Source organism: Amycolatopsis sp. NPDC003865 (assembly GCF_053605345.1).
In genome coordinates this window covers 151884-178075 of record NZ_JBSGJA010000022.1, presented here as the reverse complement: position 1 = coordinate 178075, position 26192 = coordinate 151884, and the positions used below count along the sequence as shown (strand labels likewise).

Annotated in this window: 19 protein-coding genes, 1 rRNA gene and 1 pseudogene; 7 read left to right on the top strand and 14 right to left on the bottom strand. The window is 71.3% G+C overall.

Annotated elements, in window-relative coordinates; genetic code table 11:
* From ACWEVP_RS39610 to ACWEVP_RS39595, 4 genes and pseudogenes are all read right to left on the bottom strand, one after another.
* Positions 1-288, bottom strand: a 16S ribosomal RNA gene (locus ACWEVP_RS39610); the annotation flags it as partial.
* Between the two features lie 436 nt (positions 289-724).
* Positions 725-2280, bottom strand: a pseudogene (locus ACWEVP_RS39605) (amidase).
* On the bottom strand, positions 2280-3623 hold the full coding sequence (gene glnA, locus ACWEVP_RS39600; protein ID WP_452067702.1) for a type I glutamate--ammonia ligase: 1344 nt from the start codon (positions 3621-3623) through the stop codon (positions 2280-2282). The pseudogene ACWEVP_RS39605 and the gene glnA overlap by 1 nt, the downstream one beginning before the upstream one ends.
* Before the next feature lie 61 nt (positions 3624-3684).
* Positions 3685-4965, bottom strand: a complete 1281-nt coding sequence (locus ACWEVP_RS39595; protein ID WP_452067701.1) for an MFS transporter — start codon at positions 4963-4965, stop codon at positions 3685-3687.
* A gap of 87 nt (positions 4966-5052) precedes the next feature.
* On the opposite strand from ACWEVP_RS39595, the gene ACWEVP_RS39590 reads away from it, so the two are divergent.
* On the top strand, positions 5053-5700 hold the full coding sequence (locus tag ACWEVP_RS39590) for an LppX_LprAFG lipoprotein (protein WP_452067700.1): 648 nt from the start codon (positions 5053-5055) through the stop codon (positions 5698-5700).
* Here ACWEVP_RS39590 and ACWEVP_RS39585 read toward each other — a convergent pair.
* Together ACWEVP_RS39585 and ACWEVP_RS39580 are read right to left on the bottom strand one after the other, a co-directional pair.
* The gene (locus tag ACWEVP_RS39585; protein ID WP_452067699.1) at positions 5697-7163 is read right to left on the bottom strand and encodes an alpha/beta fold hydrolase; all 1467 of its coding nucleotides are present in this window, start codon (positions 7161-7163) and stop codon (positions 5697-5699) included. The genes ACWEVP_RS39590 and ACWEVP_RS39585 overlap by 4 nt on opposite strands.
* Entirely contained in the window at positions 7148-8710 is a 1563-nt protein-coding gene (locus tag ACWEVP_RS39580) for an alpha/beta hydrolase (protein ID WP_452067698.1), read from the bottom strand. The genes ACWEVP_RS39585 and ACWEVP_RS39580 overlap by 16 nt, the downstream gene beginning before the upstream one ends.
* A gap of 165 nt (positions 8711-8875) precedes the next feature.
* On the opposite strand from ACWEVP_RS39580, the gene secA2 reads away from it, so the two are divergent.
* The 3 genes from secA2 to ACWEVP_RS39565 all read left to right on the top strand — a co-directional run bounded on the left by secA2 (position 8876) and on the right by ACWEVP_RS39565 (position 13627).
* Positions 8876-11215, top strand: coding sequence for an accessory Sec system translocase SecA2 (gene secA2 / locus ACWEVP_RS39575; RefSeq protein WP_452067697.1), 2340 nt, complete (start codon positions 8876-8878; stop codon positions 11213-11215).
* A gap of 79 nt (positions 11216-11294) precedes the next feature.
* A complete protein-coding gene (locus ACWEVP_RS39570; protein ID WP_452067696.1) occupies positions 11295-11846 on the top strand; it encodes an RNA ligase 1 family protein in 552 nt (183 codons plus the stop codon).
* Between the two features lie 59 nt (positions 11847-11905).
* Positions 11906-13627 carry an NAD+ synthase gene (locus ACWEVP_RS39565; protein WP_452067695.1) on the top strand — a complete coding sequence of 574 codons (1722 nt, stop codon included), beginning with the start codon at positions 11906-11908 and terminating at the stop codon, positions 13625-13627.
* Here the strand turns inward: ACWEVP_RS39565 and ACWEVP_RS39560 are convergent.
* Together ACWEVP_RS39560 and ACWEVP_RS39555 are read right to left on the bottom strand one after the other, a co-directional pair.
* Positions 13624-14238: a VOC family protein gene (locus ACWEVP_RS39560; RefSeq protein ID WP_452067694.1), complete on the bottom strand. Its 615-nt coding sequence runs from the start codon at positions 14236-14238 to the stop codon at positions 13624-13626. The genes ACWEVP_RS39565 and ACWEVP_RS39560 overlap by 4 nt on opposite strands.
* 7 nt (positions 14239-14245) lie before the next feature.
* Positions 14246-15589, bottom strand: coding sequence for a S8 family peptidase (locus ACWEVP_RS39555; protein WP_452067693.1), 1344 nt, complete (start codon positions 15587-15589; stop codon positions 14246-14248).
* A gap of 91 nt (positions 15590-15680) precedes the next feature.
* On the opposite strand from ACWEVP_RS39555, the gene ACWEVP_RS39550 reads away from it, so the two are divergent.
* Positions 15681-16205, top strand: a complete 525-nt coding sequence (locus tag ACWEVP_RS39550) for a methylated-DNA--[protein]-cysteine S-methyltransferase (protein ID WP_452067692.1) — start codon at positions 15681-15683, stop codon at positions 16203-16205.
* Positions 16206-16210: 5 nt separating this feature from the next.
* Here ACWEVP_RS39550 and ACWEVP_RS39545 read toward each other — a convergent pair whose 3' ends face one another.
* The 3 genes from ACWEVP_RS39545 to lysX all read right to left on the bottom strand — a co-directional run bounded on the left by ACWEVP_RS39545 (position 16211) and on the right by lysX (position 20832).
* Positions 16211-16801: a DinB family protein gene (locus ACWEVP_RS39545; protein ID WP_452067691.1), complete on the bottom strand. Its 591-nt coding sequence runs from the start codon at positions 16799-16801 to the stop codon at positions 16211-16213.
* A gap of 70 nt (positions 16802-16871) precedes the next feature.
* The gene (locus ACWEVP_RS39540; RefSeq protein WP_452067690.1) at positions 16872-17444 is read right to left on the bottom strand and encodes a hypothetical protein; all 573 of its coding nucleotides are present in this window, start codon (positions 17442-17444) and stop codon (positions 16872-16874) included.
* Between the two features lie 64 nt (positions 17445-17508).
* Positions 17509-20832 (bottom strand): bifunctional lysylphosphatidylglycerol synthetase/lysine--tRNA ligase LysX, encoded by a 3324-nt coding sequence (gene lysX, locus ACWEVP_RS39535; protein WP_452067689.1) that lies wholly within the window; start codon positions 20830-20832, stop codon positions 17509-17511.
* A 239-nt stretch (positions 20833-21071) separates the two neighbouring features.
* Between lysX and panB the strand changes: the two genes are divergently transcribed.
* The gene (panB, locus tag ACWEVP_RS39530) at positions 21072-21941 is read left to right on the top strand and encodes a 3-methyl-2-oxobutanoate hydroxymethyltransferase (protein WP_452067688.1); all 870 of its coding nucleotides are present in this window, start codon (positions 21072-21074) and stop codon (positions 21939-21941) included.
* Here panB and ACWEVP_RS39525 read toward each other — a convergent pair.
* A complete protein-coding gene (locus ACWEVP_RS39525; protein WP_452067710.1) occupies positions 21938-22783 on the bottom strand; it encodes a cytochrome c oxidase assembly protein in 846 nt (281 codons plus the stop codon). The genes panB and ACWEVP_RS39525 overlap by 4 nt on opposite strands.
* Positions 22783-23709, bottom strand: a complete 927-nt coding sequence (locus ACWEVP_RS39520; protein ID WP_452067687.1) for an undecaprenyl-diphosphate phosphatase — start codon at positions 23707-23709, stop codon at positions 22783-22785. The genes ACWEVP_RS39525 and ACWEVP_RS39520 overlap by 1 nt, the downstream gene beginning before the upstream one ends.
* 409 nt (positions 23710-24118) lie before the next feature.
* Between ACWEVP_RS39520 and pip the strand changes: the two genes are divergently transcribed.
* Positions 24119-25063 (top strand): prolyl aminopeptidase, encoded by a 945-nt coding sequence (gene pip / locus ACWEVP_RS39515; RefSeq protein ID WP_452067686.1) that lies wholly within the window; start codon positions 24119-24121, stop codon positions 25061-25063.
* 335 nt (positions 25064-25398) lie between these two features.
* On the opposite strand, the gene ACWEVP_RS39510 is transcribed toward pip, so the two are convergent.
* Positions 25399-26187, bottom strand: coding sequence for an ABC transporter permease (locus ACWEVP_RS39510; protein ID WP_452067685.1), 789 nt, complete (start codon positions 26185-26187; stop codon positions 25399-25401).
* Positions 26188-26192 lie beyond the last annotated feature (5 nt).

The following is a 26192-nucleotide window of genomic DNA, read 5'->3' as shown; positions in this document are numbered from 1 at the left end:
GCCGGCTACCCGTCGTCGCCTTGGTAGGCCACTACCCCACCAACAAGCTGATAGGCCGCGGGTTCATCCTGCACCGCCAGAACTTTCAACAACCCTGGATGCCCAGGGAAGTGATATCCGGTATTAGACCTCGTTTCCAAGGCTTATCCCAGAGTGCAGGGCAGATTACCCACGTGTTACTCACCCGTTCGCCACTCATCCACACCCGAAGGTGCTTCAGCGTTCGACTTGCATGTGTTAAGCACGCCGCCAGCGTTCGTCCTGAGCCAGGATCAAACTCTCCAACAATGTCTTCGAATTCAATCGAGGCAAAATACTTGCTCTCAAAGGAAACCCCGACGAGGGGTTTCATACATAAGCTCTACTGGCTTAGTTCACTAGCACACTGTTGAGTTCTCAAGCAACACACTCTGGACTCACCGCCTTATCAGCGGCTTTATCCTCGGCAGTTGTTCCAAGCGATATTCAAAGCTTTTGGTCGAGCATGCCTCAGCCTACGGTGTTAGTCGTAGGGATTCGGCGGCCGCTCGTGGGCCGACGCTGAACATTACCCGGTCCGATCCGCGGTGTCAACCCGCTCGGCCCGGCCGGATCTTCGGGGCTTGCGGCCCCGGGGCGACCCGGTGTTCCTGGCGACGAAGAGAAGATTACATGCCCCGAAACCGGTCCCGAACAGGGGGGTCACTTAACGCCATTGCCGCAGGTCAGAGCGTGTCCAGAGCCCTCACGACGGCAGCGTCGGCAAGTACCCCGGCGGAACCCGCACCGGAGCCGCCCGCGAGAAGTCCGCCGCGAGCGCGAGCATCCGGGCGTCCGACCACCGGGCACCCATGAACGAATACCCACGGGGAGCGGTCCGGCAAACCCGGCGGGCACGGTCACGTCCGGGTAGCCCGCGACCGCGGCCGGGGTCGACGACGGGATCACGTCGTTGTCGCCCACCGCGCAGTCGGTCTTCCACGCCGGCGGGTTGGTCGGCGACGCGATCGCGTCCAGGTGGTACTTCGCCAGGGTCTCGTCGAGCGACCGCCGGGCGAGGTCCGACAGCTCGGCGCGGCCGGCCAGGTAACCGGGGTCGGTCGGCGGCGGCGCGGCCAGTGCCTGCTCGAACAGCTCCTGCCCCGCGAAGCACGTCCGCTCCAGCGGGTCCGCGCGGTTGTAGGCGATCAGGTCGGCCAGGTTCCGGGGGCCGGTCGGGCGGGTCGCGAGGTAGGCGTCGATGTCCCGGTGGAACTCGGTGAGCAGGGCCGGGAACTCCAGCTCCAGGAGCCGGTCCTGGTACGGCGGGGTCACCTCGACGACCGTCGCTCCGGCCTTGACCAGGGAATTCCGGGCGGACGTCATGACCGCGTCGGTGGCCGGGCCGAGCACCGGCAGCCGCCACAACCCGATCCGCGCGCCGCGCAGGACTCCCGGGCGGAGCAGCTTCGCGTAGTCCTTCGGCTGCGAAGACGGGTACTGGAGAGTTGCCGGGTCCGCGGGGTCCCGGCCTTGCAGGACCGACAGCGTGAGCGCGACGTCGACGACGGTGCGGGCGATCGGCCCGGCGGTGTCCTGCTCGGCGGAGATCGGCACCACGCCGGTGCGGCTGACCAGGCCGAGGCTGGGTTTGTGCCCGACCGTCGCGGTCATGCCCGCGGGGCACACGATCGAGCCGTCGGTCTCCGAGCCGATCGCGACCTGGGCCAGCGACGCGGCGACGCCGGCCGCGGACCCGGCGGACGACCCGCACGGGTTGCGGTCCAGCACGTACGGGTTGTTCGTCTGCCCGCCGACGCCCGACCAGCCGGACGTCGGCTTCGCGGCGCGGAAGTTCGCCCATTCGGAGAGGTTCGCCTTGCCCAGGATCACCGCTCCGGCGTCCCGCAACCGGGTGATCAGCGTGGCGTCCTTCGCCGGGTGGCTGCGCAGGGCCCGCGACCCCGCCGTCGTCCACTGGTCGCGCGTGTCGACGTTGTCCTTGACCAGCACCGGGATGCCGTCGAGCGGGCCGCGGAGGCGGTGAGCCCGGCGCCGGGCGTCGCTCTCGGAAGCCTGGCGCAGCGCCGACGGGTTGAGCGCCAGTACCGCGTTGACCTTGCCGTCGATCCGGTGGATCCGCTCGAGGTACGCGCTGGTCAGGCCCACCGCGGTGAGCCGGCCGGCCGCCATCCGCGCCTGCAGCGCCGGGATGTCGGCGGAGTCGAGGTCGAAGCGTCCGGACGCCGAGGCGACGGGCGCGGCCGGGACGAGCAGGAGTACGGCGGCCAGCAGTGCGAGGAGTGCCGGCCGCCGCCCCATCAGAGCACCGGGAGGAGCGTTCGGAGTTCGTACGGGGTGACCGCGCTGCGGTAGTTGTCCCACTCCACGCGCTTGTTCCGGAGGAAGAAGTCGTAGACGTGCTCGCCGAGCGCTTCCGGCAGGAGCTCCGACTTCTCCATCTCGGACAGCGCCTCCCCCAGGTTCTGCGGCAGCTGCGAGTACCCGGCGGCACGCCGCTCGGCGTCGCTGAGCTGCCAGATGTTGTCCTCGGCGGGTGGCGGCAGCTCGTAGCCCTTCTCGATCCCCTTGAGCCCGGCGGCCAGGATGACCGAGTACGCCAGGTACGGGTTGCACGCCGAGTCCAGCGTACGGATCTCCACCCGTCGGGATGACGCCTTACCGGGTGAATACATCGGGACGCGGACGAGCGCCGAGCGGTTCGCGCGGCCCCACGAGACGGTCGTCGGGGCCTCACTGCCGCTGATCAGGCGTTTGTAGGAGTTGACCCACTGGTTCGTGACGGCGGAGATCTCCTTGGCGTGGTGCAGCACGCCGGCGACGAACGCCTTGCCGGTCTCCGACAGCTCGTGCGGGTCCTCGGCGTCGTAGAAGGCGTTGCGGTCGCCTTCGAACAGGCTGACGTGCGTGTGCATCCCCGAGCCGGGCTGGTCGGTGAACGGCTTGGGCATGAAGGTCGCGCGCACGCCCTGGGTCAGCGCGACCTCCTTGACGACGTAGCGGAACGTCATCACGTTGTCGGCCATCGTCAGCGCGTCGGCGTAGCGGAGGTCGATCTCCTGCTGCCCCGGTGCCCCTTCGTGGTGGCTGAACTCGACCGAGATGCCCATCGCCTCGAGCGTCTCGATGGCGTGGCGGCGGAAGTGCGTCGCCGTGGCGTGGCTGGCCTGGTCGAAGTAGCCGCCGTTGTCCGCGGGCTCCGGCTCGCTGCCGTCCTCGGGCATGTTCGAGAGCAGGAAGAACTCGATCTCGGGGTGGACGTAGCAGGTGAACCCCGCTTCGGCCGCCTTCGAAAGCTGGCGGCGCAGGACGTGCCGCGGGTCGGCCCACGACGGCGAGCCGTCCGGCATCGCGATGTCGCAGAACATGCGGGCCGAGTACGGGCTGCCGTCGGGGGTCTCCCAAGGCAGGACCTGGAACGTGGCCGGGTCGGGCTTGGCGACCATGTCCGATTCGTAGACGCGCGCGAAGCCTTCGATGGCCGAGCCGTCGAAGCCGATGCCGTCGTTGAAAGCGCCTTCGAGTTCCGCCGGCGCGACCGCGACGGACTTGAGGAACCCCAGCACATCGGTGAACCAGAGACGGACGAAACGGATGTCGCGCTCCTCGAGCGTGCGGAGCACGAATTCCTGCTGGCGATCCATGGCCGCACCCTAACGACAGCGTGTTAACGGGATGTTTCACGACGCGCCGGGGGTGACGAAGTCACGTCGCGAGCACCGCGACGGGCTTCTTCGCCCGCGTGATGGCCAGTGAGGCGACCGACGCCAGCACGGCCAGCACCGCCGCCGAGTACCAGGCCAGGTCGTAGTTCCCGAGCTGGTCGCGGACCAGGCCGGCGGCCGACGCCGCGAAGGCCGCGCCCAGCTGGTGGCTGGCGAAGACCCAGCCGAACACGATCGGGCCCGCGTCGCCGAAGGCGCGGACGCAGAGCGCGACCGTCGGCGGGACCGTGGCCACCCAGTCGAGGCCGTAGAACAGGATGAACGCCCACATGCTCGGCTGCACCGAGTCCGTGAACAGCTGCGGCAGCAGCGCCAGCGAGAGCCCGCGCAGCGCGTAGTAGACGCCGAGGAGGATGCGCGGGTCGACGCGGTCGGTGAGCCAGCCCGAGAAGATCGTCCCGACGACGTCGAACACGCCGACCAGGGCCAGCAGGCTCGCGGCCGTCGTCTGGGGCATGCCGTGGTCGTGCGCGGCCGGGACGAAGTGCGTGCCGACCAGGCCGTTCGTCGTGGCGCCGCAGATCGCGAAGCCGATCGCCAGCAGCCAGAACGTCCGGGTGCGCGCGGCCTGGCCCAGCACCGAAAGCGCGCGGCGGGCCGAGCCGGTCTTCGACGCCGGGCGCGTGACCTCGGCGTCGGCGGGCGCGCCGTACGCCGTGGTGCCGATGTCGGCCGGGTGGTCGCGGATGACGAGCAGGACCACCGGGACCACCGCCAGCGCGGCGATCGCGATCACCAGCGACGCCGTCCGCCAGCCCGAGCTCACCGCGAGGTTCGCGATGACCGGCAGGAAGATCAGCTGGCCGGTGGCGCCCGCCGCGGTCAGCACGCCGGTGACGACGCCGCGGCTGCGGACGAACCACCTGGTCGCGACCGTCGCGGCGAAGCTCATGGCCATCGAGCCGGTGCCCGCGCCGATGAACACGCCCCAGAACAGGATCAGCTGCCAGCTCGCGGTCATGAAGACCGTGCCGGCCGCGCCGACGGCGATGACGAACAACGCCGTCGCCGAGACGCGGCGGATGCCGAACCGCTCCATCAGCGCCGCCGCGAAGGGCGCGAAGAGGCCGTAGAGGACGAGGTTGACCGAGACGGCCGAGCTGATCGTGGCCGTGGACCAGCCGAACTCCTCGTGCAGCGGGTCGATCAGGACGCCGGGGGCGGAGCGGAAGCCGGCGGAGGCGAGCAGCGCGACGAACGCGGCACCGGCGATGAGCCAGGCACGGTGCAGCTTCGGGGCAGGGCGGGTCTCGACAGTCACCCGGCCAGTCTCACCGAGCGCGCGTGGCTCCGACAGTGGCCGGAAGGACATCATCCGAAAGGATCGGGCCAACAGTAGGCTCGGGGGATGTCGCGCCTCGCCCTCCTCCTCGTGCTCCTGCTGACCGCGGGGTGCACCGGGTCGCCCGACACGCGCGGGCCGTTCCCGGCGGGTTCCGAGCTGGTCCGCGACGCGGCGACGTCGTTCGCCTCGGTCCGGAGCGTGCACTTCGCGGCCGGCGTCAACGGCGTCCTGCCGGGCTTCCCGCTCCGGCAGATCGAAGGCGACGCGACGCTCGACGGCGGCGGGGCCGCGACCGGCACGGCCGACGTCCAGGACGGCGACGGCCACACCAAGTTCCGCTTCGAGGTGCGGGGCGAGCAGGTCGCGGAGCGCGGCCCGCTGCCCGAGGAGTACGCGGTCGGCGCTTTCCTCGGGCCGGACGGCGGGCTGAAGCGGCTGCTCGACGGCGTCACCGACGCGAAGACCGAGGGCAAGGAGAACGTCGACGGCGTGGCCGCGCTGCGGGTCGGCGGCCGGGTGCCCGCGGCGGTCGCGCACGGCGTGCTGGCTCGGGTCACCACCGACATCACGGTCAAGGTGTGGGTTTCGGCCGAGGGGCCGCGCCGGTTCGCGCGGCTGTGGGTGCAGATCCCGCCGGCCGGGGACCACCTCAGCCCGGTGATGATCGAGCTGTCGCTGACCAGGCAGAACGACCCCGTGGACGTCGACTAGCAGCGGGTCTCGGCCGCCGTCCCGCCGATCAGGTACGCGATGCCCGCGCGGTCCACGCAGCTGTTGCCCTGCAGGAACACCGTGTGCTGGACGCTCTCGTAGGCGAGCAAGACGCCACCCAGGTCCTTCGCCAGGTCGATGCCCTGCTGATGGGGTGTCGCCGGGTCGTGCGTGGTCGAGACGACCAGCGGCTTCGGCAGGTTTTCGGGCCGCGGCGCGTGCTCGGTGGACGTCGGCGGGACCGGCCAGGTCGAGCAGATGTCCAGCTCGCTCGTGTCGGGCGTGCCGCCGGCCAAGAACGGGGCGCCGGCCAGCATCTTCCCGTGCGCGCGGTCGATCACGGCCCGGTCGGTGACGCGGGTGTGGTCGACGCAGCGGACCGCGAAGTACGCGTCGACCGCGCCGCTGTAGTGGCCGTCGCGGTCGCGCTGGTAGTAGTCGTCGGCGAAGGCCAGCAGGGTCCGGCCGTTGCCCGCGGCCACCTGGGCGAGCGCGGCCTTCAGGGCGGGCCAGTCGCCGCGTGCGTAGAGCCCGCCGAACGTGCCCGTGATCGCGTCCTCGAACGACAGCTTCCGGGCGCCCGCGGGCAGCGGCTCGGTGATCAGCGGACGCACGAGCCGCTGAAACGCTTCGGTGCTGCCGGCGAAGGGGCACGCGCACCATTCGGTGAACTCGTTCAGCGCGTCCTGGAAGCCCGCGGCCTGCGTGACCAGGGAATCCACCAGCCCCTGGGCCGGATCGACCGCGCCGTCGAGAAGCAGCGCGCGGACGTTGCGCGGGTACGCCTCGGCGTAGGCCGCGCCGATCTGCGTCCCGTACGAGTAGCCGAGGTAGGTCAGCTTCTCGTCGCCGAGCGCGGCGCGAAGGACGTCGAGGTCGCGTACGACGTCTCGCGTGCCGACGTTCGCCAGGAACTCCTTGCCGAACTTCGTCCCTTCGGCACACTTCGCGCCATACGCGGTCGTCTCGGCGAGCTGCTTTTTCACCCCTTCGGGCGACATATCGCTTTCGACGTCGGACGCGCGGTCCGCGTCCACCTCGGCGTCGGTGCGGCAGGTGAGCCGCGGCTCGCTGGTGCCGACGCCACGCGGGTCGAAGCCGACCAGGTCGAACCGCTCGAGCAGGGGCGCGGCGGCCGGCGTCTTCGCCAGCGCGGCGGCCGTCGCCGTGCCCTGGCCGCCGGGCCCGCCGGGGTTCACGACCAGGGAGCCGATCCGCTGTTTCGTGGCCTTGTGCCGCAGCAGCCCGACGGTGATCGCGGGCCCGTCCGGGGCCGCGTAATCCAGCGGCACGCTCAGGTGCGCGCAGTCCAGTGCCTCGCCGCACGGCGTCCACGCGAGCTTCTGCCTGGTGAACTTGCCCAGGTCAGGCGGGGGTGACGACACCGGCGGGGCGGCCGGCGGCGCGCTCGTGCACGCCGCCAGCAGCACCGCCAGCGCGGCCAGGCCTACTGCGCGGTGCACCGCGTCCCGTCCGGCGGCACGGTGCCGTCGACGAGGTAGTCCGTGCCGGCCTCGTCGACGCACTTCACGCCCTGCAGGAACACCGTGTGCTGCGTGCCCTCGAAGGTCAGCAGCGCGCCCTTCAGGCCCTTCGCGAGGTTGACGCCGGCCTGGTACGGCGTCGCCGGGTCGTTGGTCGTCGAGATGACCAGCGTCTTCGCCAGGCCTTCGACGTTCGGCACGTGCGGCTCGGAGGTGTTCGGCACCGGCCAGAACGCGCACGCGTCACGGGCCGCCGAAGCCGGGCGGCCGTCGTCGAGGAACGGCGCCACCTTCACGTACTGCTCCTGCGCCTTGAGGATGACGGCCGGGTCCGTGACGCGCGGGTCGTCGACGCAGCGGATCGCCGTGAAGGCGTCCTGCGTGGTGCCGTACTTGCCGTCGGTGTCGCGCTCGTTGTAGACGTCGGCGAGCTTCTCCAGCGTGGCGCCGCGCTGCTGGCGCAGCTCGTTGAGGCCCGAGTTGAGCGTGTCCCAGAGGCTCTCCTGGTAGAGCGCCTGGATGACGCCGGTCGTCGCGTCCTCGTAGGAGAGCTTGCGGCCGTCGCCGACCGGGACCGGGAACTCGATCAGCGGCCGGACGAGGTCCTGGAACGCCTTGACCGCGCCGCCGGCGTCCTGGCCGAGCGCGCAGTCCTGCTGGGCGGTGCACCACTTCGCGAACTCGGTGAACGCCGTCCCGAAACCCTGGCCCTGCGCGACCAGCGACTCCACCGCGTCCTGCTCCGGGTCGACCGCGCCGTCGAGGATCATCGCCCGGACGTTCTTCGGGAAGGCTTCGGCGTACGTCGAGCCGATCCGGGTGCCGTAGGAGTAGCCCAGATAGGTGAGCTTTTCGTCGCCGAGGACCGAGCGCAGGACGTCGAGGTCCTTCACGACGTCCCGGGTGCCGACGTTGGCCAGCATCCCCGTGCCGTCGTCGGTGCGCTGGGCGCACTTCGCGGCGAAGTCCTTTTCCTGCGCTTCCTGCTTCAGGACGCCGGCCGGCGAGCCGTCGGTCTCGCTGTCGTCGGCGCGGTCGGCGTCCCGCTCGGAGTCGGTGAGGCAGTGGATGGCAGGCTGGCTCGCCCCGATCCCCCGCGGGTCGAAGCCGACCAGGTCGAAGCGCTTGGCCAGGCCGGCGCTCGTGGCCGGCTTGACCAGCCCGGCGGCCGCGACCATGCCCGACGCGCCCGGCCCGCCGGGGTTGACCACCAGCGAGCCGATCCGGGAGCCGGAGTCCGTCGCCTTGTGCCGGAGCAGGCCCAGCGTGATGGTGTCCCCGGCCGGCTTCGCGTAGTCCAGCGGCACGGTCAGCCGGGCGCACTGGACGTCCTTCGCCTGGAACGCCGACCTGCTGTCCTCCGACGTCGCGTAAGGTGCGCACTCGGCCCAGCTCAGGCTCTGGCCGTAGAACCGCTCCAGCCCGGCGGGCACCGGCCCGGACGGGGGGTGCGACTCGGTCGTCGGCGCCGGTGGCGCCGGCTTGCCGGTGGACGTGCACGCGGCCAGCGAGGCCGCGATCAGCACGGATGTCGCAATTGCGGTGATCCGGCGGCGTCGGATACGTCCGGACCTGGCGCTGGGATGAGGGAACACGGTTGGATCGTCCCATCCGGCCGCGGAACTCGAACGCACCACCGCCACGTTGGGTGGGGCAGGCCGGTCGAGCGAAGAGAGAACGGGAGACCAGGGGTGGCAGCACTGATCAGCCGGGTGGGCAAGAAGCTCCGCCGGATCATCCAGCGGCCGGGCAGCGTCGAGCTGACCCGCTACGAAGCACTGCTGCCCGCGGTCGAGAAGCTCGAACCCGAGCTCGAGAAGCTCTCCGACGCGGAGCTGACCGAGCGGGCGAACGAGCTGCGCGAGAAGCTGAAGGACACCGCCTTCGGCGACGACCAGCTGATCGAGGTCTGCGCGCTGGGCCGCGAGGCCGCCCGCCGGGCGCTGGGCGAGCGCGCGTTCGACGTCCAGGTGCTCGGCACGATGGGCCTGCTCACCAAGCACGTCGTCCAGATGGAGACCGGTGAGGGCAAGACGCTCGCCGGCGCGCTGGCCGCGGCCGGGTACGCGCTCCGCGGAAAGCGCGTTCACGTCGTCACCGTCAACGACTACCTGGCCCGCCGCGACGCCGAGTGGATGGGCCCGGTCTACGCCCTGCTCGGCGTGTCGGTCGGCTGGGTCGAGCCCGCGCACTCCCGCGAAGAGCGCCGCGAGGCCTACGCCAAGGACGTCACGTACGGCGCCGTCGCCGAGATCGGCTTCGACGTGCTGCGCGACCGGCTGGTGACGTCGGTCGACGACCTCGTCCAGCCGGCCCCCGAGGTCGCGATCGTCGACGAGGCGGACTCGGTGCTGGTCGACGAGGCCCGCGTCCCGCTGGTGATGGCCGGCTCGATCGACCACACCGACGCCGACGAAGAGGTCGCGAAGGTCGTCCGGCGGCTGCGGCTCAACCTGCACTACGAAACCGACTCCGAAGGCCGCAACGCCTGGCTGACCGACGCCGGCGCGTCCGTGGTCGCGAAGTCGCTCGGCCTGGAGGTCGACGACCTCTACGGCGAGACGGCGTCCGACCGGCTGCCCGCGGTGAACGTCGCCCTGCACGCGCACGCGCTGCTCACCCGCGACGTCGACTACCTGGTCCGCGACGGCAAGGTCCAGCTCATCAACGCCGCCCGCGGCCGCGTCGCCGAGCTGCAGCGCTGGCCGGACGGCCTCCAGGCCGCCGTCGAAGCGAAGGAGCAGGTCACCGCGACCGACCGCGGCGAGATCCTCGACTCGATCACCGTCCAGGCGCTGCTGGCGCGCTACCCCGAGGTCGCCGGCATGACCGGTACCGCGGTCGCCGTCGCCGAGCAGCTGCGCGAGTTCTACGAGCTCGAGGTCGCGGTCATCCCGCCGAACACGCCGAACATCCGCGAGGACCTCGAAGACCGGATCTTCGCGTCGCCGTCGCAGAAGCTGCGGGCGATCGAGGAGGAGATCCGCACGGTCCACGAGACCGGGCGGCCGATCCTCGTCGGCACCCAGGACGTCGCCGAGTCCGAAGAGCTCGCCGAGAAGCTCGCGAAGGTCGACCTCGAGTGCGTCGTGCTCAACGCGCGCAACGACGCCGAAGAGGCGGCGATCATCGCCGAGGCCGGCAAGAAGGGCGCGGTCACCGTGTCCACGCAGATGGCCGGCCGCGGTACCGACATCCGGCTGGGCGGCACCGACGGCGCCACCCGCGACGAGGTCGTCGAGCTGGGCGGGCTGCACGTCATCGGCACCGCGCGGTACCCGTCGAGCCGGCTCGACGGCCAGCTGCGCGGCCGCTCCGGCCGGCAGGGCGACCCGGGCAGCGCGATCTTCTTCGCGAGCCTGAACGACGAACTCGTGCTGTCGAACGCGCCGGACGTGCCCGAGGGCATCGTCGACGACGAGGAGACCGGCGAGATCAAGGACCCGGCGGCGCTGCGGCAGCTCAACCACGCCCAGCGCGTCGCCGAGGGTGTCGACCTGGAGATCCACCGCAACACCTGGCGCTACACGCGGCTGATCGAGCGGCAGCGGCGTGACCTGCTGGTGCACCGCGACAAGGTGCTTCGCACCGCGTACGCGGCGGAGCAGCTGGAGAAGGCGCACCCGGAGAAGTTCGCCGAGCTGAAGGAGAAGCTCGACGACCAGGACAAGCTGGACCAGATGTGCCGCGAGGTGCTGCTGTTCCACGTCGACCAGCTGTGGTCGGACCACCTGGCGTACCTGACCGACGTCCGCGAGAGCATCCACCTGCGGGCGCTCGCGCGGGAGACCCCGCTGGACGAGTTCCACCGCGCCGCGATCCCCGAGTTCCACAAGATCATCGGCGAGGCCGACTCGCGGGCGGCGAAGACGCTCGAAGAGGCGGAGCTGACCGACGAGGGCATCGATCTCGGCGAGGCCGGCGTCCGGCGGGCCAACACGACGTGGACCTACCTGGTGCACGACAACCCGTTCGACTCCGACTTCGAGCAGACCATCAAGAAGGTCCGGAGCATGATCAAGCGGAAGTAGCGATCTTCCCGCCGAAAACCCCCGCCCGGTTCGTCCGAGCGGGGGTTTTTTCGGTTGCCGGGGCCGGAAGAATCGGGGCATGCGCAAGATCCCGACGCTGTTCCGCCGCGACCCCGAAGACCTCCGGCGGGTGACCCGCGAGGTGCACCCCGGCTGCCAGTGGGTGCTCGACGGCGAAGGCGTGCCCACCCGCAAGTACGACGGCACCTGCGTCCGGCTCGACGAGTCCGGCACCTGGTGGGCGCGGCGCGAGGTCAAGGCGGGCAAGACCGCGCCGGACGGGTTCGAAGCCGTGCAGACCGACCCCGAAACCGGGAAGACGGTCGGCTGGGAGCCGGTCGAGCAGTCGCCGTTCGCGGCGTTCTTCGACGAGGCGCTCGACGGGCTTTTCGGTGCGGCGCCCGGCACCTACGAGCTGTGCGGGCCGAAGGTCAACGGCGATCCGGAGAAGTTCGGCGAGCACCGGCTGGTGCCGCACGCGAGCGCGCAGGAGTTCGCCGGCGTCCCGCGCGACTACGACGGGCTGATGGCGTGGCTGCTCGCGCACCCGGAGTTCGAGGGCGTCGTCTGGCACCACCGGGACGGGCGGATGGCGAAGCTCAAGCACCGGGACGCGGTCGCCTCGACCTAGCGTGGCGTTTCGCCCACATTCGCTCGGCCTGCCGGGTGGCAGTGAGCCAGAATGGCGGCATGCCGCAACTGCGCATCGCGCTCGCCCAGGTCAACCCCACCGTCGGCGACCTGGACGGCAACGCCGACCTGCACGTCTCCTGGACCCGCCGGGCCGCCGAGGCCGGCGCCCACGTCGTCGTCTTCCCCGAGATGTCCCTGACCGGCTACCCCGTCGAGGACCTCTCGCTGCGCAAGACCTTCGCCGCCGCTTCGCGGCAGGGCGTCGAGTCGCTGGCTCGCCGCCTCGACGAAGCCGGGTGCGGCGAGGTGCTCACCTACATCGGCTACCTCGACCTCGACGAGGCCGGCCCGCGCGACGCGGCCGCCGCGCTCTACCGCGGTGAGGTCGTCGCGCGGCAGTTCAAGCACCACCTCCCCAACTACGGCGTCTTCGACGAGCACCGCTGGTTCAAGCCCGGGACCACCCTCGACGTCGTCCGGTTCCACGGGCTCGACATCGGCATGGTCATCTGCGAGGACATCTGGCAGGACGGCGGCCCCGTCTCGGCGCTGGGCCGCGCGGGTGTCGACCTGGTCGTCGCGCCGAACGCGTCGCCCTACGAGCGGTCGAAGGACGAGCAGCGGCTGCCGCTCATCGCGCGCCGCGCCGCCGAAGCCGGGGCGCCGCTGGTCTACACCAACCAGATCGGCGGGCAGGACGACCTCGTCTTCGACGGCGACTCGCTCGTCGTCGCCGCGGACGGCACCGTGCTGGCGCGGGCGCCGCAGTTCGTCGAGCACCTGTCCGTGCTCGACATGGACCTGACCGCGGGCGGCCACGCCGGCGACGGCGAACTCGAAGGGCTGCACGTCCGGCGCCGCGTCCTGAGCGAGGACCCGCTGCCGGCGTACGAACCGACGGCCGAGCCGGTGATCAGCGAGCCGTTGTCGGACGAGGCCGAGGTGTGGCACGCGCTGGTCGTCGGGCTGCGGGACTACGTGCACAAGAACGGCTTCTCGTCGGTGACCTTCGGGTTCTCCGGGGGCATCGACTCGGCGGTCTGCGCCGCGCTGGCCGCGGACGCGCTGGGTGGCGACAACGTCTACGGCGTCTCGATGCCGTCCAAGTACTCCTCCGGCCACTCGAAGGACGACGCCGAAGACCTCGCGCGGCGGATCGGGGCGCACTACCGCGTCGAACCGGTCGAGGACATGGTCCGCGTGTACGTCGACCAGCTTTCCCTGACCGGCCTCGCCGAAGAGAACATCCAGGCGCGCACGCGCGGCATGCTCCTGATGGCACTGTCCAACCTGGACGGTCACCTGGTGCTGGCCACGGGCAACAAGACCGAGCTGGCGGTCGGCTACTCCACGATCTACGGCGACGCGGTCGGCGCGTTCGCCCCGATCAAGGACGTCTTCAAGACGCACGTCTGGCAGCTCGCGCGGTGGCGCAACGCCGAAGCGGCGAAGAACGGCGAGACCCCGCCGATCCCGGAGAACTCGATCTCGAAGCCGCCGTCGGCCGAGCTGCGGCCGGGCCAGATGGACTCCGACTCGCTACCGGACTACGCGCTGCTCGACGACATCCTCGACGACTACGTCGAGGGCGACCGCGGCTACGCCGACCTGGTTTCCGCCGGGTTCGACCCGGAGACCATCGACCGCGTGGTGCGGATGGTCGACAAGGCCGAGTACAAGCGGCGCCAGTACCCGCCGGGCACGAAGATCACGTTCAAGGCCTTCGGCCGTGACCGGCGGCTGCCGATCACCAACGCCTGGCGCGAGGGCAAGGCCTAGCTCAACGCGACCTGGCGGCCGTCGGCGGTGCGTAGCGCCGCCGTCATGGTCGCCGCTTCCGCGCGGCGGACCAGGAACTCCAGGCCGAGCGCGTCGGTCGCCTGGTGGATCGACGCGGGGTCCGGGTGGGTGGCCGTGACCATCAGCAGCGGGATCGACGGCAGGCCGCGGGTCGTCGGGTGCGGGGTCGTGCCCCAGTCGATGAGGAACGGGCGCAGCGTGCCCGGGGCGCTCGGCGGGGTCAGGCGCCAGCGCAGCGTCTCGCCGTCGGCCGTCGCGCGGGACATCTCCAGCGCGTCGCCCGGGTCGAAGCCGTGGGCACGGGCCCGCGCGATCGTCGCGTCGAGGTCGGTCGTGCGGACCGCCCACGCGACCAGCGCGGGCTCGGTCAGCTCGTCGATGCCGAACGGCCGCGGCACGGCCGGGTCCGGTTGCGCCGGGTCCGGGCCGATCACTTCCAGGTACATCCCCGCGCCGAGGTCGGCGAGGTGGTTGGCGGTGCCGAGGCCGACGTGGCTGCCGCCCGGCGCCGGGGTGACCCCGGTCAGGTCGGCGACGCAGGCGACGGCTTCGGCGAGATCGGGACCGGCGTAGACGAGGTGATCGAGCACGCAGCCATCATCCCGCGCCGACCGCGCTCGCCGCATCGACCATCCCGTGGCCGTAGTACGTCGTGCCGTCCTTCGTGGACGTGCAGGTGGTGTCCGGGCACGGCAGCGGCGTCGCGGTGGCGTAGAGGGCGCGCTTGATCCGCTCGGCACTCCACCACGGGTGCTCACTCGCGATCAGAGCGGCGACCCCGCTCGCGTGCGGCGCGGCCATCGACGTCCCGCTCGCCGAGCGGTATTCGCCGTTCGGCCACGTCGACCACACCCGCGCGCCGGGCGCCGCGACGCTGATCCGGGACGCCGAGTAGTTCGAGAAACTCGCCTTGGCCAGCTTTTCGTCCAGCGCGCCGGTGCCGACGACGCCGGGCAGCTCGTGCGGCAGCCGGGTGCACGTCGGGTCGATCCGGCGTTCCACCGGCGTGCTGTCGGCGGGGCTTTCGCGGTCGACCGAGCGCGTGTCGAGGTCGATCCCGGCGTTGCCGGCCGACGCGACCACGAGGACGTTCCGGCGCTGGGCGTAGGCGACCGCGCGGCCGACGGCCAGCTTCGCCGCGGCCTGGTCGGGCTGGTCGTCGCAGTTGTAGCGCCACGGGATCGAGCGGTAGCTGTTGTTGGTGACGGCGAAGCCGTGTTCGGCGGCCCAGACGAACCCGCAGACCATGCTCTCGGCCGTCTCGGTGTCGTCGAGCTCGGCCAGCTTCACCGCGGCGACGCGGACGCCGGGGGCGACGCCCACGACGCCGGATCCGTTGCGGGCCGCGGCGATCGTGCCCGCCACGTGCGTGCCGTGGCCGTCGAGCGTCGGCCGCCAGGCGCCGGGACTCCGGTCGGCCCAGCCGGACAGGCAGGACACGGAATCCGTGCGGTCGAAGGCACCGGCGAGGTCGGGATGGGTGTCGTCGACGCCGACGTCGAGCACGCCGACGACAGTGCGCCGGCTGCCGTCGGTGACCTCGTGCGCTTCGGGCAGGTGCAGCGCCGGGACGTCCCACGCCGTGCCCTCGGGCGGGACCTGGCCCGAGTTCGGCGAGTTCGGCCCGGTGTAGCGGACGTCCTTGCGGGGCGCGAAGAACTCCTTCGGGATCTTCGCGGTGCGCGTCGCGCCGACAGCCTCGATGCCCGGCGTCTTCCGGACCTTCGCGGCGAAATCGTCCTTCGCCGTGTACGCGACGACGACGCCGATCTGCGGGTACGCGGCGACGACCGTGCCGCCGGCCTTCTGGACGGTCAGCGCGGCCCACCAGGTGTTGTGGGCCACGACGACGTGCGGCATGACGAGCGGGTCCGCGGCCGCCACCGCGGGCGCCGCACCCAGGCCGAGCAGAACCGCCGCCACCAGGATCGCGCGTCGCACCGACAGCCTCCTCGAACTCGGCAAATCCCCCAAACCGAACCTAGCGGTCCGGCGCGTCCGGGGAACCCTTCTTCGGTCGTAGGCTGATCGCATGACAACGGGGTTCACGGTGTTCGACACGGCGATCGGGCCGTGCGGGCTGGCGTGGCGGGGCGACCTCGTCACCGGTACTTCGCTGCCCGGCGCCGGCCTGCCCGCCCGCATGGCGAAACGCTTCCCCGACGCCGCCGAGGGCCCGCCGCCGCCGTCGCTTCGGCCGGCGGTCGACGGGATCGTGGCGCTGCTGGCCGGGGCGCGCGAGGACCTCACCGCGATCCCGCTGGACCTCGAAGGCGTGCCGGAGTTCCACCGCCGCGCCTACGAGATCGCGCGCACGATCCCGCCGGGCAAGACCGTGACCTACGGCGACATCGCGCACCGCCTCGGCCTGCCGGGGTCGGCGCAGGCCGTCGGGCAGGCGATGGGGCACAACCCGTTCCCGATCGTCGTGCCCTGCCACCGCGTCCTCGCCGCGGGCGGCAAGGACGGCGGCTTCTCGGCTCACGGCGGCGTCGCGACCAAGCGCCGGATGCTGGTGATCGAAGGCGCGCTGGCCGACGAGCCGACTCTGTTCTGACCCGCTCAGGCCGGCGCGGACGCGGGCTGCCACGGCTTGATGAACGGGGACTCCGGCCAGCCCTCGGCCGCCGCCATCAGCGGCATCGCCGTACCGCCGTCGATGTGCTCGCGGATGATGTCCGCGTGGCCGGCGTGGCGGGCCGTCTCCTGGATCAGGTGCAGCAGGACCCAGCGGACCGACCAGGCGTCGACGTCCTGCGGGAACCACGGCACGCCCTTCGGCACCGGGACGGGCCGGCCCAGGTCCTCGATCCCGCCGATGACCTCCACCGTCCGCGCCGCGACCTCGTCGTAGCGGGCCAGCACGCCCGCCAGGGTCTCCTCCGGCAGCAGGCGGTGCGCCAGCTCGTACTCGGCCACGCCCTCCGCGAACGGCTTCTGCGGCACCTGGAGCACGGTGTCCATCCAGCCGTACTCGGTGCTCGCGACGTGCTTGATCAGCCCGCCCACCGACAGCGAGCTCTTCGTCGGCGCGGTTCTCGCCTGCTCGTCCGTCAATCCGTGTGCCGCGAGCTTCAGCACGTACCGCTGCTGCTCCAGGAAGCTCAGCAGCCCGTCCCGCTCGTCGGCCACGGGGCGCACGTTTCCCGCCATGTCGATCCACTCCTTCGCGTTCGTTGGGTGGATCGTGCCACCTGGCACCGACAATTCCGGCGGGAACGGCTCAGCTGCCTCGAGGAGCATGCCGCGGCGCGGGCTTGATGAAGGCGTACGCCCCGCCCAGGCCGTACAGGACGGCCCGCACCACCTGCTGGGCCCGGCTGACCACGCCTTCGGCCGTGTCCAGCTGGCGCGCGAGCACGAGGACGGCCCAGGTGAGGAGCACGACCACGAGCCCGGCGACGGCGAGCGCGCGCCAGCCCGGCGGCCACCACAGGATCAGGCTGATCACCCCGACCACGAGCACCACGGTGGCCAGGGAGGAAAGCACGTCGCTCTGCTCGGGGTAGGCGGCCTGCAGCAGCGCGACCAAGCCGAACGCGCTCACCGAGATCGAGCTGAACCGCGCCGACCACTGGACCGGCCCGAGCCGGTGCAGCGGCGGCCCGGCGAGCAGGAACGCGACCCCCGAGACGGCGAGCAGCACGCGGAACACCGGCGGGCCGGTCAGCAGCGCCTCGACCGGGTCGTGCACCGGCGAGACGCCCGTCGGCAGGAAGAACTCCAGGAGCCACCCCGAATACGCCAGCACGGCCAGTCCCATGAGGAGGGCCGAGGCGAACCGAGCCGTGCGCACGAGGCACACATTAAGCGACCCCGCCGGATCCGGCGGTACCAGCGTGATCAGATCGATCGAGTCGTTATGCCTGCGGACGGACGAAGGGGAAGAGGACCGTCTGGCGGATCGACGCCCCGGTGAGCATCATCAGCAGCCGGTCGACGCCCAGCCCGAGCCCGCCGGTCGGCGGCATCCCGTGCTCCAGGGCGAGCAGGAAGTCGTCGTCCAGCTCCATCGCCTCGACGTCGCCGCTGGCCGCGCGCAGGGACTGCGCCTCCAGCCGCCGCCGCTGTTCGACCGGGTCGGTCAGCTCGGTGTAGGCGGTGCCGACCTCGGATCCGAACGCGATGAGGTCCCAGCGCTCGGCCAGCCGCGGGTCCTCGCGGTGCTGGCGCGTGAGCGGCGAGACGTCGGTCGGGTAGTCCGTGTAGAAGGTCGGCAGCACGGTCGCGCCCTCGACGAGGTGCTCGAACGCCTTGAGCACGAGGTCGCCGTGGCTCGGGTCCTCCCCCACCGGCACGCCCGCCGCGTGGCAGAGCCGGCGCAGCTCGGCCACCGACGTCCCCGAGTCGACCTGCTCCCCGAACGCCGCCGACACGGCGTCGTGCACCGTGACCACCGGCCAGTCGCCGGAGATGTCGTGTTCGGCGAGCTTCCCGTCAGGGCCGGGCCGGCGCACGACCTGGGCGCCGTACGCCGCTTCGGCCGCGTGCTGGACCAGCTCGCGCGTGAGCGTCCGCATCGTGTCGTAGTCGGCGTAGGCCTGGTACGCCTCGAGCATCGTGAACTCGGGGTTGTGCGTCGCGTCGACGCCTTCGTTGCGGAAGTTGCGGTTGAGCTCGAAGACACGCTCGACGCCGGCCACGCACAGCCGCTTGAGGTACAGCTCGGGCGCGATCCGCAGGTACATCCGCATGTCGTAGGCGTTGATGTGCGTGACGAACGGGCGGGCGTTCGCGCCGCCGTGGACCGTCTGCAGCATCGGCGTCTCGACCTCGAGGTAGTCGGCGTGGTGCAGCCGGTCGCGCACCGCGCGGACCACCGTGGACCGCAGCCGCAGCATGTTCGTCGAGTCCGGGTTGACCGCGAGGTCGAGGTAGCGCTGCCGCACCCGGGTCTCGGGGTCGGTGAGGCCCTTCCGCTTGTCCGGCAACGGGTGCAGGCACTTCGCGGTGACCGTCCACTCGTCGACGAGCACCGAGAGCTCGCCGCGCTTCGACGTCACGACCTGGCCGCCGACGCCGACGTGGTCGCCGAGGTCGACGCCGGTCCGCCAGCCCGTGAGGTCGAGCTCGCCGGCCTCCAGCATCAGCTGGATCTCGCCGCTGAAGTCCTTGACGCGCGCGAAGCACAGCCCGCCCATGGTCCGCAGCGCCAGCACGCGCCCGGCGATCCGGACGCGGTGGCCGGTGGCGCTGTCCGGCTGCAGGTCGGAGAACTTGCCGACGACGTCGCCGATCCGGTCGTCCCGCCGGAACCCGACCGGGTACGGGTCGATCCCGGCCTCGCGCAGCTTGGCCAGCTTCGCCATCCGGACGCGGACCTGCTCCGGCCGGCGCACCTGCTTGGCCGCCGGGACCGCCGCGGACTCCTCGATCTCCCGGACGCGCGCGACGAAGTCGTCGCCGACCGTCTCCAGCCGCAGCGACCGCGACCGCCCGGTCGGGACGAACCCTTCGAGCGCGCCCGCGACGATGCCGACGCGCGGGAGCCGCCGCGCCGAGGAGTAGCAGAGGAACCGCGGCTCCCAGTCGGGCCCGTACTTGGCGTTGGACCGGTACAGCGACTCCAGCTGGAAGAACCGCGACGCGACGCTCAGGATCCCCTTCCACGCCCGCAGCACCGGGCCGGCGCCGATCCGCTCGCCCTCGGAGAAGACCGCGCGGAACATGGCGAAGTTGAGCGAGATCCGCTGCGCGCCCAGGTGCGGCCCGGCCGCGACGACCTCGGCGATCATGTACTCGTTGAGACCGTTCTCGGCGTCGCGGTCGCGGCGCATGAGGTCGAGCGAGAGCCCGCGGCGGCCCCACGGCACGAACGACAGCAGGCCGCGCAGGTCGCCGCGCGCGTCGTAGGCCTCGACCATCACGCTGCGGCCGTCGCTCGGGTCGCCGAGGCGGCCCAGCGCCATCGAGAAGCCGCGTTCGGTCTCGGCGCCGCGCCAGGCCTGGGCGCGGGCGAGCAGTTCGGCCATCTCGTCGTCGGGGATTTCGCCGTGCCGGCGGACCTTCGAGGTGTAGCCGGCGCGCTCGATGCGTTTGACGGCCTGGCGGACCGAGCGCCGCTCCGGCCCGGCGAGGCTGAACTCGCGGACGTCGAGCACCGCTTCGTCGCCGATCTCCAGGGCGCGCAGGCCCGCGTCGGTGTACGCCTTCGCGCCGCGCTCGCTCGCCCCGAGCACGCCGGGCGTCCAGCCGTAAGTGCGCGTCTCGTCGAGCCACGCGCGGACGGCGTCCGGCCACGCCTCCGGGTCGCCGATCGGGTCGGCGCTGGCGACGCTGGTACCGCCGAGCACGCGGTAGGTCACCGCCGCGCGGCCGTTCGGCGAGAAGACGACGCTCTTGTCGCGCCGGGTCGCGAAGTAGCCGAGGGAGTCGTCCTCGCCGTGCTCGGCCAGCAGCTTGCGCACGCGAAGCTCTTCTTCGTCGGTTCGCAGGCGGCGGCTGCGCACGCCGCGGAAGAGCATGTACAGCGCCGCGGTGGCGACGGCGGTCGCGCCGAGGTCGAGGAAGACGTCGAGCCAGGCCGGCCCCTCGCCGACGCCGATCCGGCGCAGCTGCAGGTTCTCGCCGGTGGCGTGGTTGACGACCCAGGCGAACCGCTCCCACGAGTCGCCGAGGTGGCCGGGAAACGCTTCCGCGAGCGCCCAGCCGACGAGGATGACCGCGGTGAACCCGCCGAAGAGCATGGTCAGGCCGTCGCGCCAGGCGCTCGGCGCGAGCCGGGCCGGGAACGCCGGGCGCAGGGCGAGCAGGAAGAAGATCAGGGCGACCGACAGGACGTCGGCGGCCGTGAGGGCCCACAGCTGGACCGGGATGTGCCGGACCTGCCGCGACCCGAGCGAGAGCAGCTCGGGCGACCACAGCAGCGTCGCCTGCAGGGCCAGGGTGAGCACCAGCCCGGCCACCTGGAACAGCACCAGCGTGTACAGCGCGGCCTTCTTGCGGCGCCGCAGCGCGCCGCCCAGGACGACCAGCAGCAGCACCATCACCAGGCTCGCGCTCGTCGGCACGCTCAGGCTGGAGAAGGCCATGTCGATGCCGTTGAGCAGCCGCCCGTGCGCGCCGTTCGTGAACAGGAGGAGCACCGAGAACACCGCGGCCAGCTGGACCACGGTCGCGACGATGCCGCCCGCCTTCGCCTTCCAGGCCGGCAGGCGCGGGCGCGTGCTCGCGAGGGTTCCCATCGTTGCGTTCGTCGCCTTTCCCGGCCGGTTCGGTGGTCGTGCGTGCTTATTGACGTAAGTGAACACAGGTTGGTTGTCCCCCGGCATCAACCTGAAGGCTGACGACCCCTGCTACCCAGGGGTGTGAAGCTGGTCGCACCGGGTTGGGGCAGGTCCGGGGGCGTGTCACGCTTTGAGGCGCCTCTGCTCCACGACCCGGGGACCTCACCGAGGCCTCGAGGGAAGGACGGTCGACGACGATGTCCGCCAGCGCCGAAGAACCCGCCCCGTACGGCACCGGACCCGCCGCTCCCGCGGCACCCGCTCCGGGCCGGAAGGTCCGCGTCCACCACCTGCGTGAGCTCAAGGAACGCGGCGAACCGTGGCCCATGCTCACCGCCTACGACATGTACACCGCCGCGCTGTTCGACGAGGCCGGGATCCCCGTGCTGCTCGTCGGCGACTCCGCGGCCAACAACGTCTTCGGCTACGACACCTCGCTGCCGGTGACGGTCGACGAGCTGCTGCCGCTCGTGCGGGCGGTCACCCGGTCGGTCAAACGCGCCCTCGTGGTCGCCGACCTGCCGTTCGGCTCCTACCAGCTGTCGCCGCAGCAGGCGCTGGAAACCTCGGTGCGGTTCATGAAAGAGGGCCGCGCGCACGCCGTCAAGCTCGAAGGCGGCCGGCGGTTCGCCGCGCACGTCGAGGCGCTGACGTCGGCGGGCGTGCCGGTGATGGGCCACATCGGGTTCACCCCGCAGAGTGAACACAACCTCGGCGGCTACCGGGTGCAGGGGCGCGGCGAAGCGGCGGAGGTGCTGCTCGCCGACGCGCTGGCGCTGCAGGAGGCCGGGGCGTTCGCGGTCGTGATGGAGATGGTGCCCGCCGAGGCCGCCAAGCGCGTCACGGCGGAGCTGAAGATCCCGACGGTCGGCATCGGCGCCGGCCCGGACTGCGACGCGCAGGTGCTCGTCTGGCAGGACATGGCGGGGCTGCGGCGCGGCAAGGCACCGCGGTTCGTCAAGCGGTACGCCGACGTCGCCACGGTCCTGCAGAACGCGGCGACGACGTTCGCGGAGGACGTCCGCCGCGGCGAGTTCCCGGCACCGGAACACGCTTTCCACGACTAACCCCGGCCCCGGAACCGCTCGGCGAGCGCCGGGTCGTTTTCCCACCACAGCCCCGTCGCGGGTGCCTCGTCCAGCTGGGCGTCGATCTGCTTCGCGCGCCGCTCGTCGTCGCGGGCCCAGCGCACGAACAGCGCGACCACGAACGGCAGGCCGGCGACGTCGCCGCCGATCCACAGCACCCCCGCGCCGATGATCTGGTCGGTGCGGGGGTCCGGGCCCACGCCCGGGTGCGCGGCCGCGTAGTGCGCCGGCGCGAGCAGCGGCCCGAGCCACAGCACCAGGCCGAGCGCGCCGTCGAAGACCACCTCGGTGAACGCGATCCACACCGACACCAGGTGCGGGTCACGCCGCGGCGTCGGGTCGAGGCCCAGGCGCGTCCAGAAGTACGTGAAGCCGGCCAGTACGAGCAGCAGCCGGACCAGGCCGTCGGCGACCGGCGAGCGCAGCACGAGGTCGTAGAGCGGGGTCAGGTAGAGGACCAGCACCGGCACGACCAGGGCGAGCGTGACGACCGGCGGGAACGTCAGCGCGCGGGCCACCTTGCCGCGGCCGTGGCGCCGCAGCCAGGGCACGCGCCGCGTGTCGAGCAGGAGCCGGATCGGCGAGCCCAGGGCCAGGAGCAGCGGGGTGATCATCAGCAGCGTGACCGTCTGGACCGCGCGGACCCAGAAGAACGTCGTGTCGTAGACGGCCAGCGGCGAGCAGGTGACCAGCAAGATCGTCGCGAGCCCGGCGAGGAACGCCGTCGTGCGGCCGCGCGGCCACCCGCGCCCGTGCGCCGCGCGGACGTAGAGCGTGCCGAGAACGAGCACGGCGAGCAGCGCCGGGACGTCGAGCACCATCACACCGCGAAGAAGATCAGGCTGCCGATTCCGGCGACCACGCAGTAAATGGCGAAGGGCGTCAGAGTGCGCGTTTCGAAGTATCCGGTGAGGAACCGGACAGAAATGTAGGAAGCGACCCCCGCGACCAGGCTGCCGACGAGCGCCGGGCCGAGCGAAGCATGGTTTTCCGGGGCGAACAGCGCCGGCATCTTGAGCACGCCCGCCGCGAGGATGACCGGGGTGGCGAGCAGGAACGCGAAGCGCGCGGCGTCCTCGTGCCCGAGCCCGCGGCGCAGGCCGGCGACCATCGTGATGCCGGAGCGGCTGATGCCCGGCAGCAGCGCGAGGATCTGCGCCGCGCCGATCAGCACCGCCTCGCCGACGCGCAGCTTCGCCAGCCGGACGTCGGTCCGCTCCTCGACGGTGACCGCCCGCATGACGAGCGTCTCCTCGGTCGAGAAGTCCACTGTGTCCGCTTCTTCGACCGGCTTCGCGCGAGAGAACTTCTCGGCGGCGTAGAGGACTCCGCCGTTGAGCGCGAGGAAGATCGCCGAGGGCACCGGCTTGCCGAGGAAGTCGCGCAGCAGCCCTTCCAGCAGCAGGCCGGCCAGCCCGACCGGGATGGTGGCGAGCACGAGCAGCCACGCGAGCCGCTGGTCGGGCGTGCGGACTTCGCGGTGGCGGACCGACGTCCACAGGCCGCGGATGATCCGCACCCAGTCCTTCCGGAAGAACAGCACGAGTGCCAGCGCGGTGGCGACGTGCATCGCCACGAGGACCGCGAGGTACGGCGAATCCTTGCCGATGCTCAGGTCCCGCTGCCACGAGCCGCCGAGCCAGGCGGGCAGGAGGATGCTGTGGCCGAGACTGGACACCGGAAACAATTCCGACACCCCCTGCAAGGCGCCGACGACAATCGCCTCGAGATAGGTCACCGCGGACATTCCGTGCCTTTCCGTGCGGCTTTTCGAAACCTCGACACCGGAACGTACCGGCCCATTCGTTAACGACGCGCAAGGGGCACTGCCGCACTCAGCGTCCCCTCAGCAAGTGTTCACGTATATGAACTTCAATCATGTCCTTGACTCATGTTCGAGGTGTGGCCTAGCGTTTAGCCCGTCGCCGCCACGACGAAGATTCGGACCCTCGACGAGGAGGACGGGAATGCTGCGTCTGCGGGTAGTCAGCGACCCTCTTTCGTCGAACCCGGCCGCTTCGGGCGGCTGACCCCTGGACGGGAGCCCGCTCAGCCCGGCGGCGGGGGCGGGCTCCCACCTTTCTTGGCCGTCGTCCCGGCTCCCGGCGGCGGGGTGTCGGGGCGACGGCCAGGACCCGTCCGGCAGAGTGTCGGGCATGGACGAGCTGTACCCGCCGATCCCCCCGCGCGCCGAAGGGTTCCTGGACGTCGGCGACGGTCACCGGATCCGGTGCCAGGAGGCGGGCAACCCGGCCGGGAAGCCGGTGGTGGTGCTCCACGGCGGACCCGGCAGCGGGATCGCGCCGATGGCACGGCGGCACTTCGACCCGGCGGCCTACCGGATCGTCCTGTTCGACCAGCGCGGTTCGGGCCAGTCGACGCCGGGAGCGGACGACCTGCGCGCGAACACGTTGTGGCACCTGGTTTCCGACATGGAACAGCTGCGCGAACGGCTCGGCATCGAGCGCTGGCAGCTGTTCGGCGGCTCGTGGGGCGCGACCCTCGCGCTCGCCTACGCCGAGACGCACCCTTCGCGCGTCAGCGAGATCATCCTGCGGGGCGTGTTCACCGTGCGCCGGAGCGAGCTCGACTGGATCTACCGCGGCGGGGCCGCGAACCTGTTCCCGCGCGAGTGGGAGGCCTTCCTGGCACCGATCCCGGTTTCCCGCCGAGACGACCCCCTCGCCGCGTACGCGGCACTGCTCGACGACCCGTCCGAGGAGGTCCGCCACCGGGCCGCGGTCGCGTGGAGCACCTGGGAAGGCGCGACGGTTTCGGTGCAGCCGCAGGAGTCGTTCGTCCGCCAGTACGCGGACCCGGCGTTCGCGTGGACATTCGCGCGCCTCGCGGTCCACTACTTCCGCCACGGCGCGTGGCTCGAGGACGGCCAGCTGATCCGCGACGCGGGCAAGCTCGCGGGCATCCCGGGCGTGCTAGTACAGGGCCGCTACGACACGGTGTGCCCACCGACCACGGCGTACGAGCTGCACCAGGCATGGCCGGGATCGAAGCTGAAGCTGCTGGAGGGAGCCGGGCACGCGGTGACGGACCCGGGAGTACTGGCGGCCCTACGCACGGCAACGGACGCGTTCCGCGCGTAGCGCGACCCACAAGAAGAGCTGGGTGGTCATCCCGTCGCCTGAGGCCCCAAAAATCACTTTGAGCCGGGCCCGCAACCCACAGACCAAGGCGAGGGAGAATGCCAGGCTTGCGGGCCCGGCTCAAAGTGATAGGCCTCAATCAGGCGACGGGATGACCACCCAGCGACCCACCCGAGAAGGTGAGGGAACAGCGGGACTAGGGGTCATCCCGGAGCCTGCCCGTCCGGCGAGGACAGTCTTTTGCTTCTAAGCCGCGGCAGAACTTCTACCGCAGCGGCGGAGGCCGGGGGAGGTCTGCTGATCTCGTGGTCGGCCTGCTCTGCCGGTTGCTGCCGTCACAGCCTTCCGCCCGACGCCGTGTCACCGGACAGCCTCTGCGCCAAATACACCGGGACCGTCGATACCACGATCAGCACCGCCGCCACGACGTTGACGATCGGCGCCTGGTTCGGTCGGAACAGGTTGTCGTAGATCCAGATCGGCAGCGTCTCCATGCCCGTGCCCAGGGTGAACGTCGTCACGATGATCTCGTCGAACGACAGCGCGAACGCCAGCAGGCCGCCCGCCAGCAGCGCCGAGCGCAGCATCGGGAACGTCACCAGGCGGAACGTCGTGAAGCCCGTCGCGCCCAGGTCCATCGACGCCTCCTCCAGGCTTCCGCCCATCCGGCGCAGCCGTGCGACGACGTTGTTGAACACCACCACGATGCAGAACGTCGCGTGCGCGATGATCGCCGTCAGCAGGCCCAGGTCGATACCCAGGATGGTCCGGAACGCGTTGTTCAGCGCGATGCCCGTCACGATGCCCGGCAACGCGATCGGCAGGATGATCAGCAGCGACACCGGGTTGCGGCCGAAGAACCGGTAGCGCTGCAATGCGAACGCCGCCATCGTGCCCAGCAGCAGCGCGATCGCCGTTGCCGCGAGGCCGGCTTGCACGCTCGTCCACAGCGCGTGCAGCGCCCCTTCGTTGGACACCGCGCGGCTCCACCACTCCAGCGTGAAGCTCGACGGCGGCCAGCCGAACGTCGTGTCCGCGTTGAACGAGTTGAGCAGCACCACGACCAGCGGGAAGTAGATGACCGCCAGGCCGAGTCCCAGCGCCGTCCACAACAGCGTCCGCATGAGCG

Bases quoted from the DNA above. Each gene is read 5' to 3' on its own strand.
- ACWEVP_RS39590 (WP_452067700.1), top strand. From the start codon at position 5,053: ATGTCGCGCCTCGCCCTCCTCCTCGTGCTCCTGCTGACCGCGGGGTGC.
- ACWEVP_RS39520 (WP_452067687.1), bottom strand. From the start codon at position 23,709: ATGTCCGCGGTGACCTATCTCGAGGCGATTGTCGTCGGCGCCTTGCAG.
- lysX (WP_452067689.1), bottom strand. From the start codon at position 20,832: ATGGGAACCCTCGCGAGCACGCGCCCGCGCCTGCCGGCCTGGAAGGCG.
- ACWEVP_RS39510 (WP_452067685.1), bottom strand. From the start codon at position 26,187: ATGCGGACGCTGTTGTGGACGGCGCTGGGACTCGGCCTGGCGGTCATC.
- glnA (WP_452067702.1), bottom strand. From the start codon at position 3,623: ATGGATCGCCAGCAGGAATTCGTGCTCCGCACGCTCGAGGAGCGCGAC.
- pip (WP_452067686.1), top strand. From the start codon at position 24,119: ATGGACGAGCTGTACCCGCCGATCCCCCCGCGCGCCGAAGGGTTCCTG.
- ACWEVP_RS39550 (WP_452067692.1), top strand. From the start codon at position 15,681: ATGACAACGGGGTTCACGGTGTTCGACACGGCGATCGGGCCGTGCGGG.
- ACWEVP_RS39525 (WP_452067710.1), bottom strand. From the start codon at position 22,783: ATGGTGCTCGACGTCCCGGCGCTGCTCGCCGTGCTCGTTCTCGGCACG.
- ACWEVP_RS39545 (WP_452067691.1), bottom strand. From the start codon at position 16,801: ATGGCGGGAAACGTGCGCCCCGTGGCCGACGAGCGGGACGGGCTGCTG.
- ACWEVP_RS39565 (WP_452067695.1), top strand. From the start codon at position 11,906: ATGCCGCAACTGCGCATCGCGCTCGCCCAGGTCAACCCCACCGTCGGC.
- ACWEVP_RS39570 (WP_452067696.1), top strand. From the start codon at position 11,295: ATGCGCAAGATCCCGACGCTGTTCCGCCGCGACCCCGAAGACCTCCGG.
- panB (WP_452067688.1), top strand. From the start codon at position 21,072: ATGTCCGCCAGCGCCGAAGAACCCGCCCCGTACGGCACCGGACCCGCC.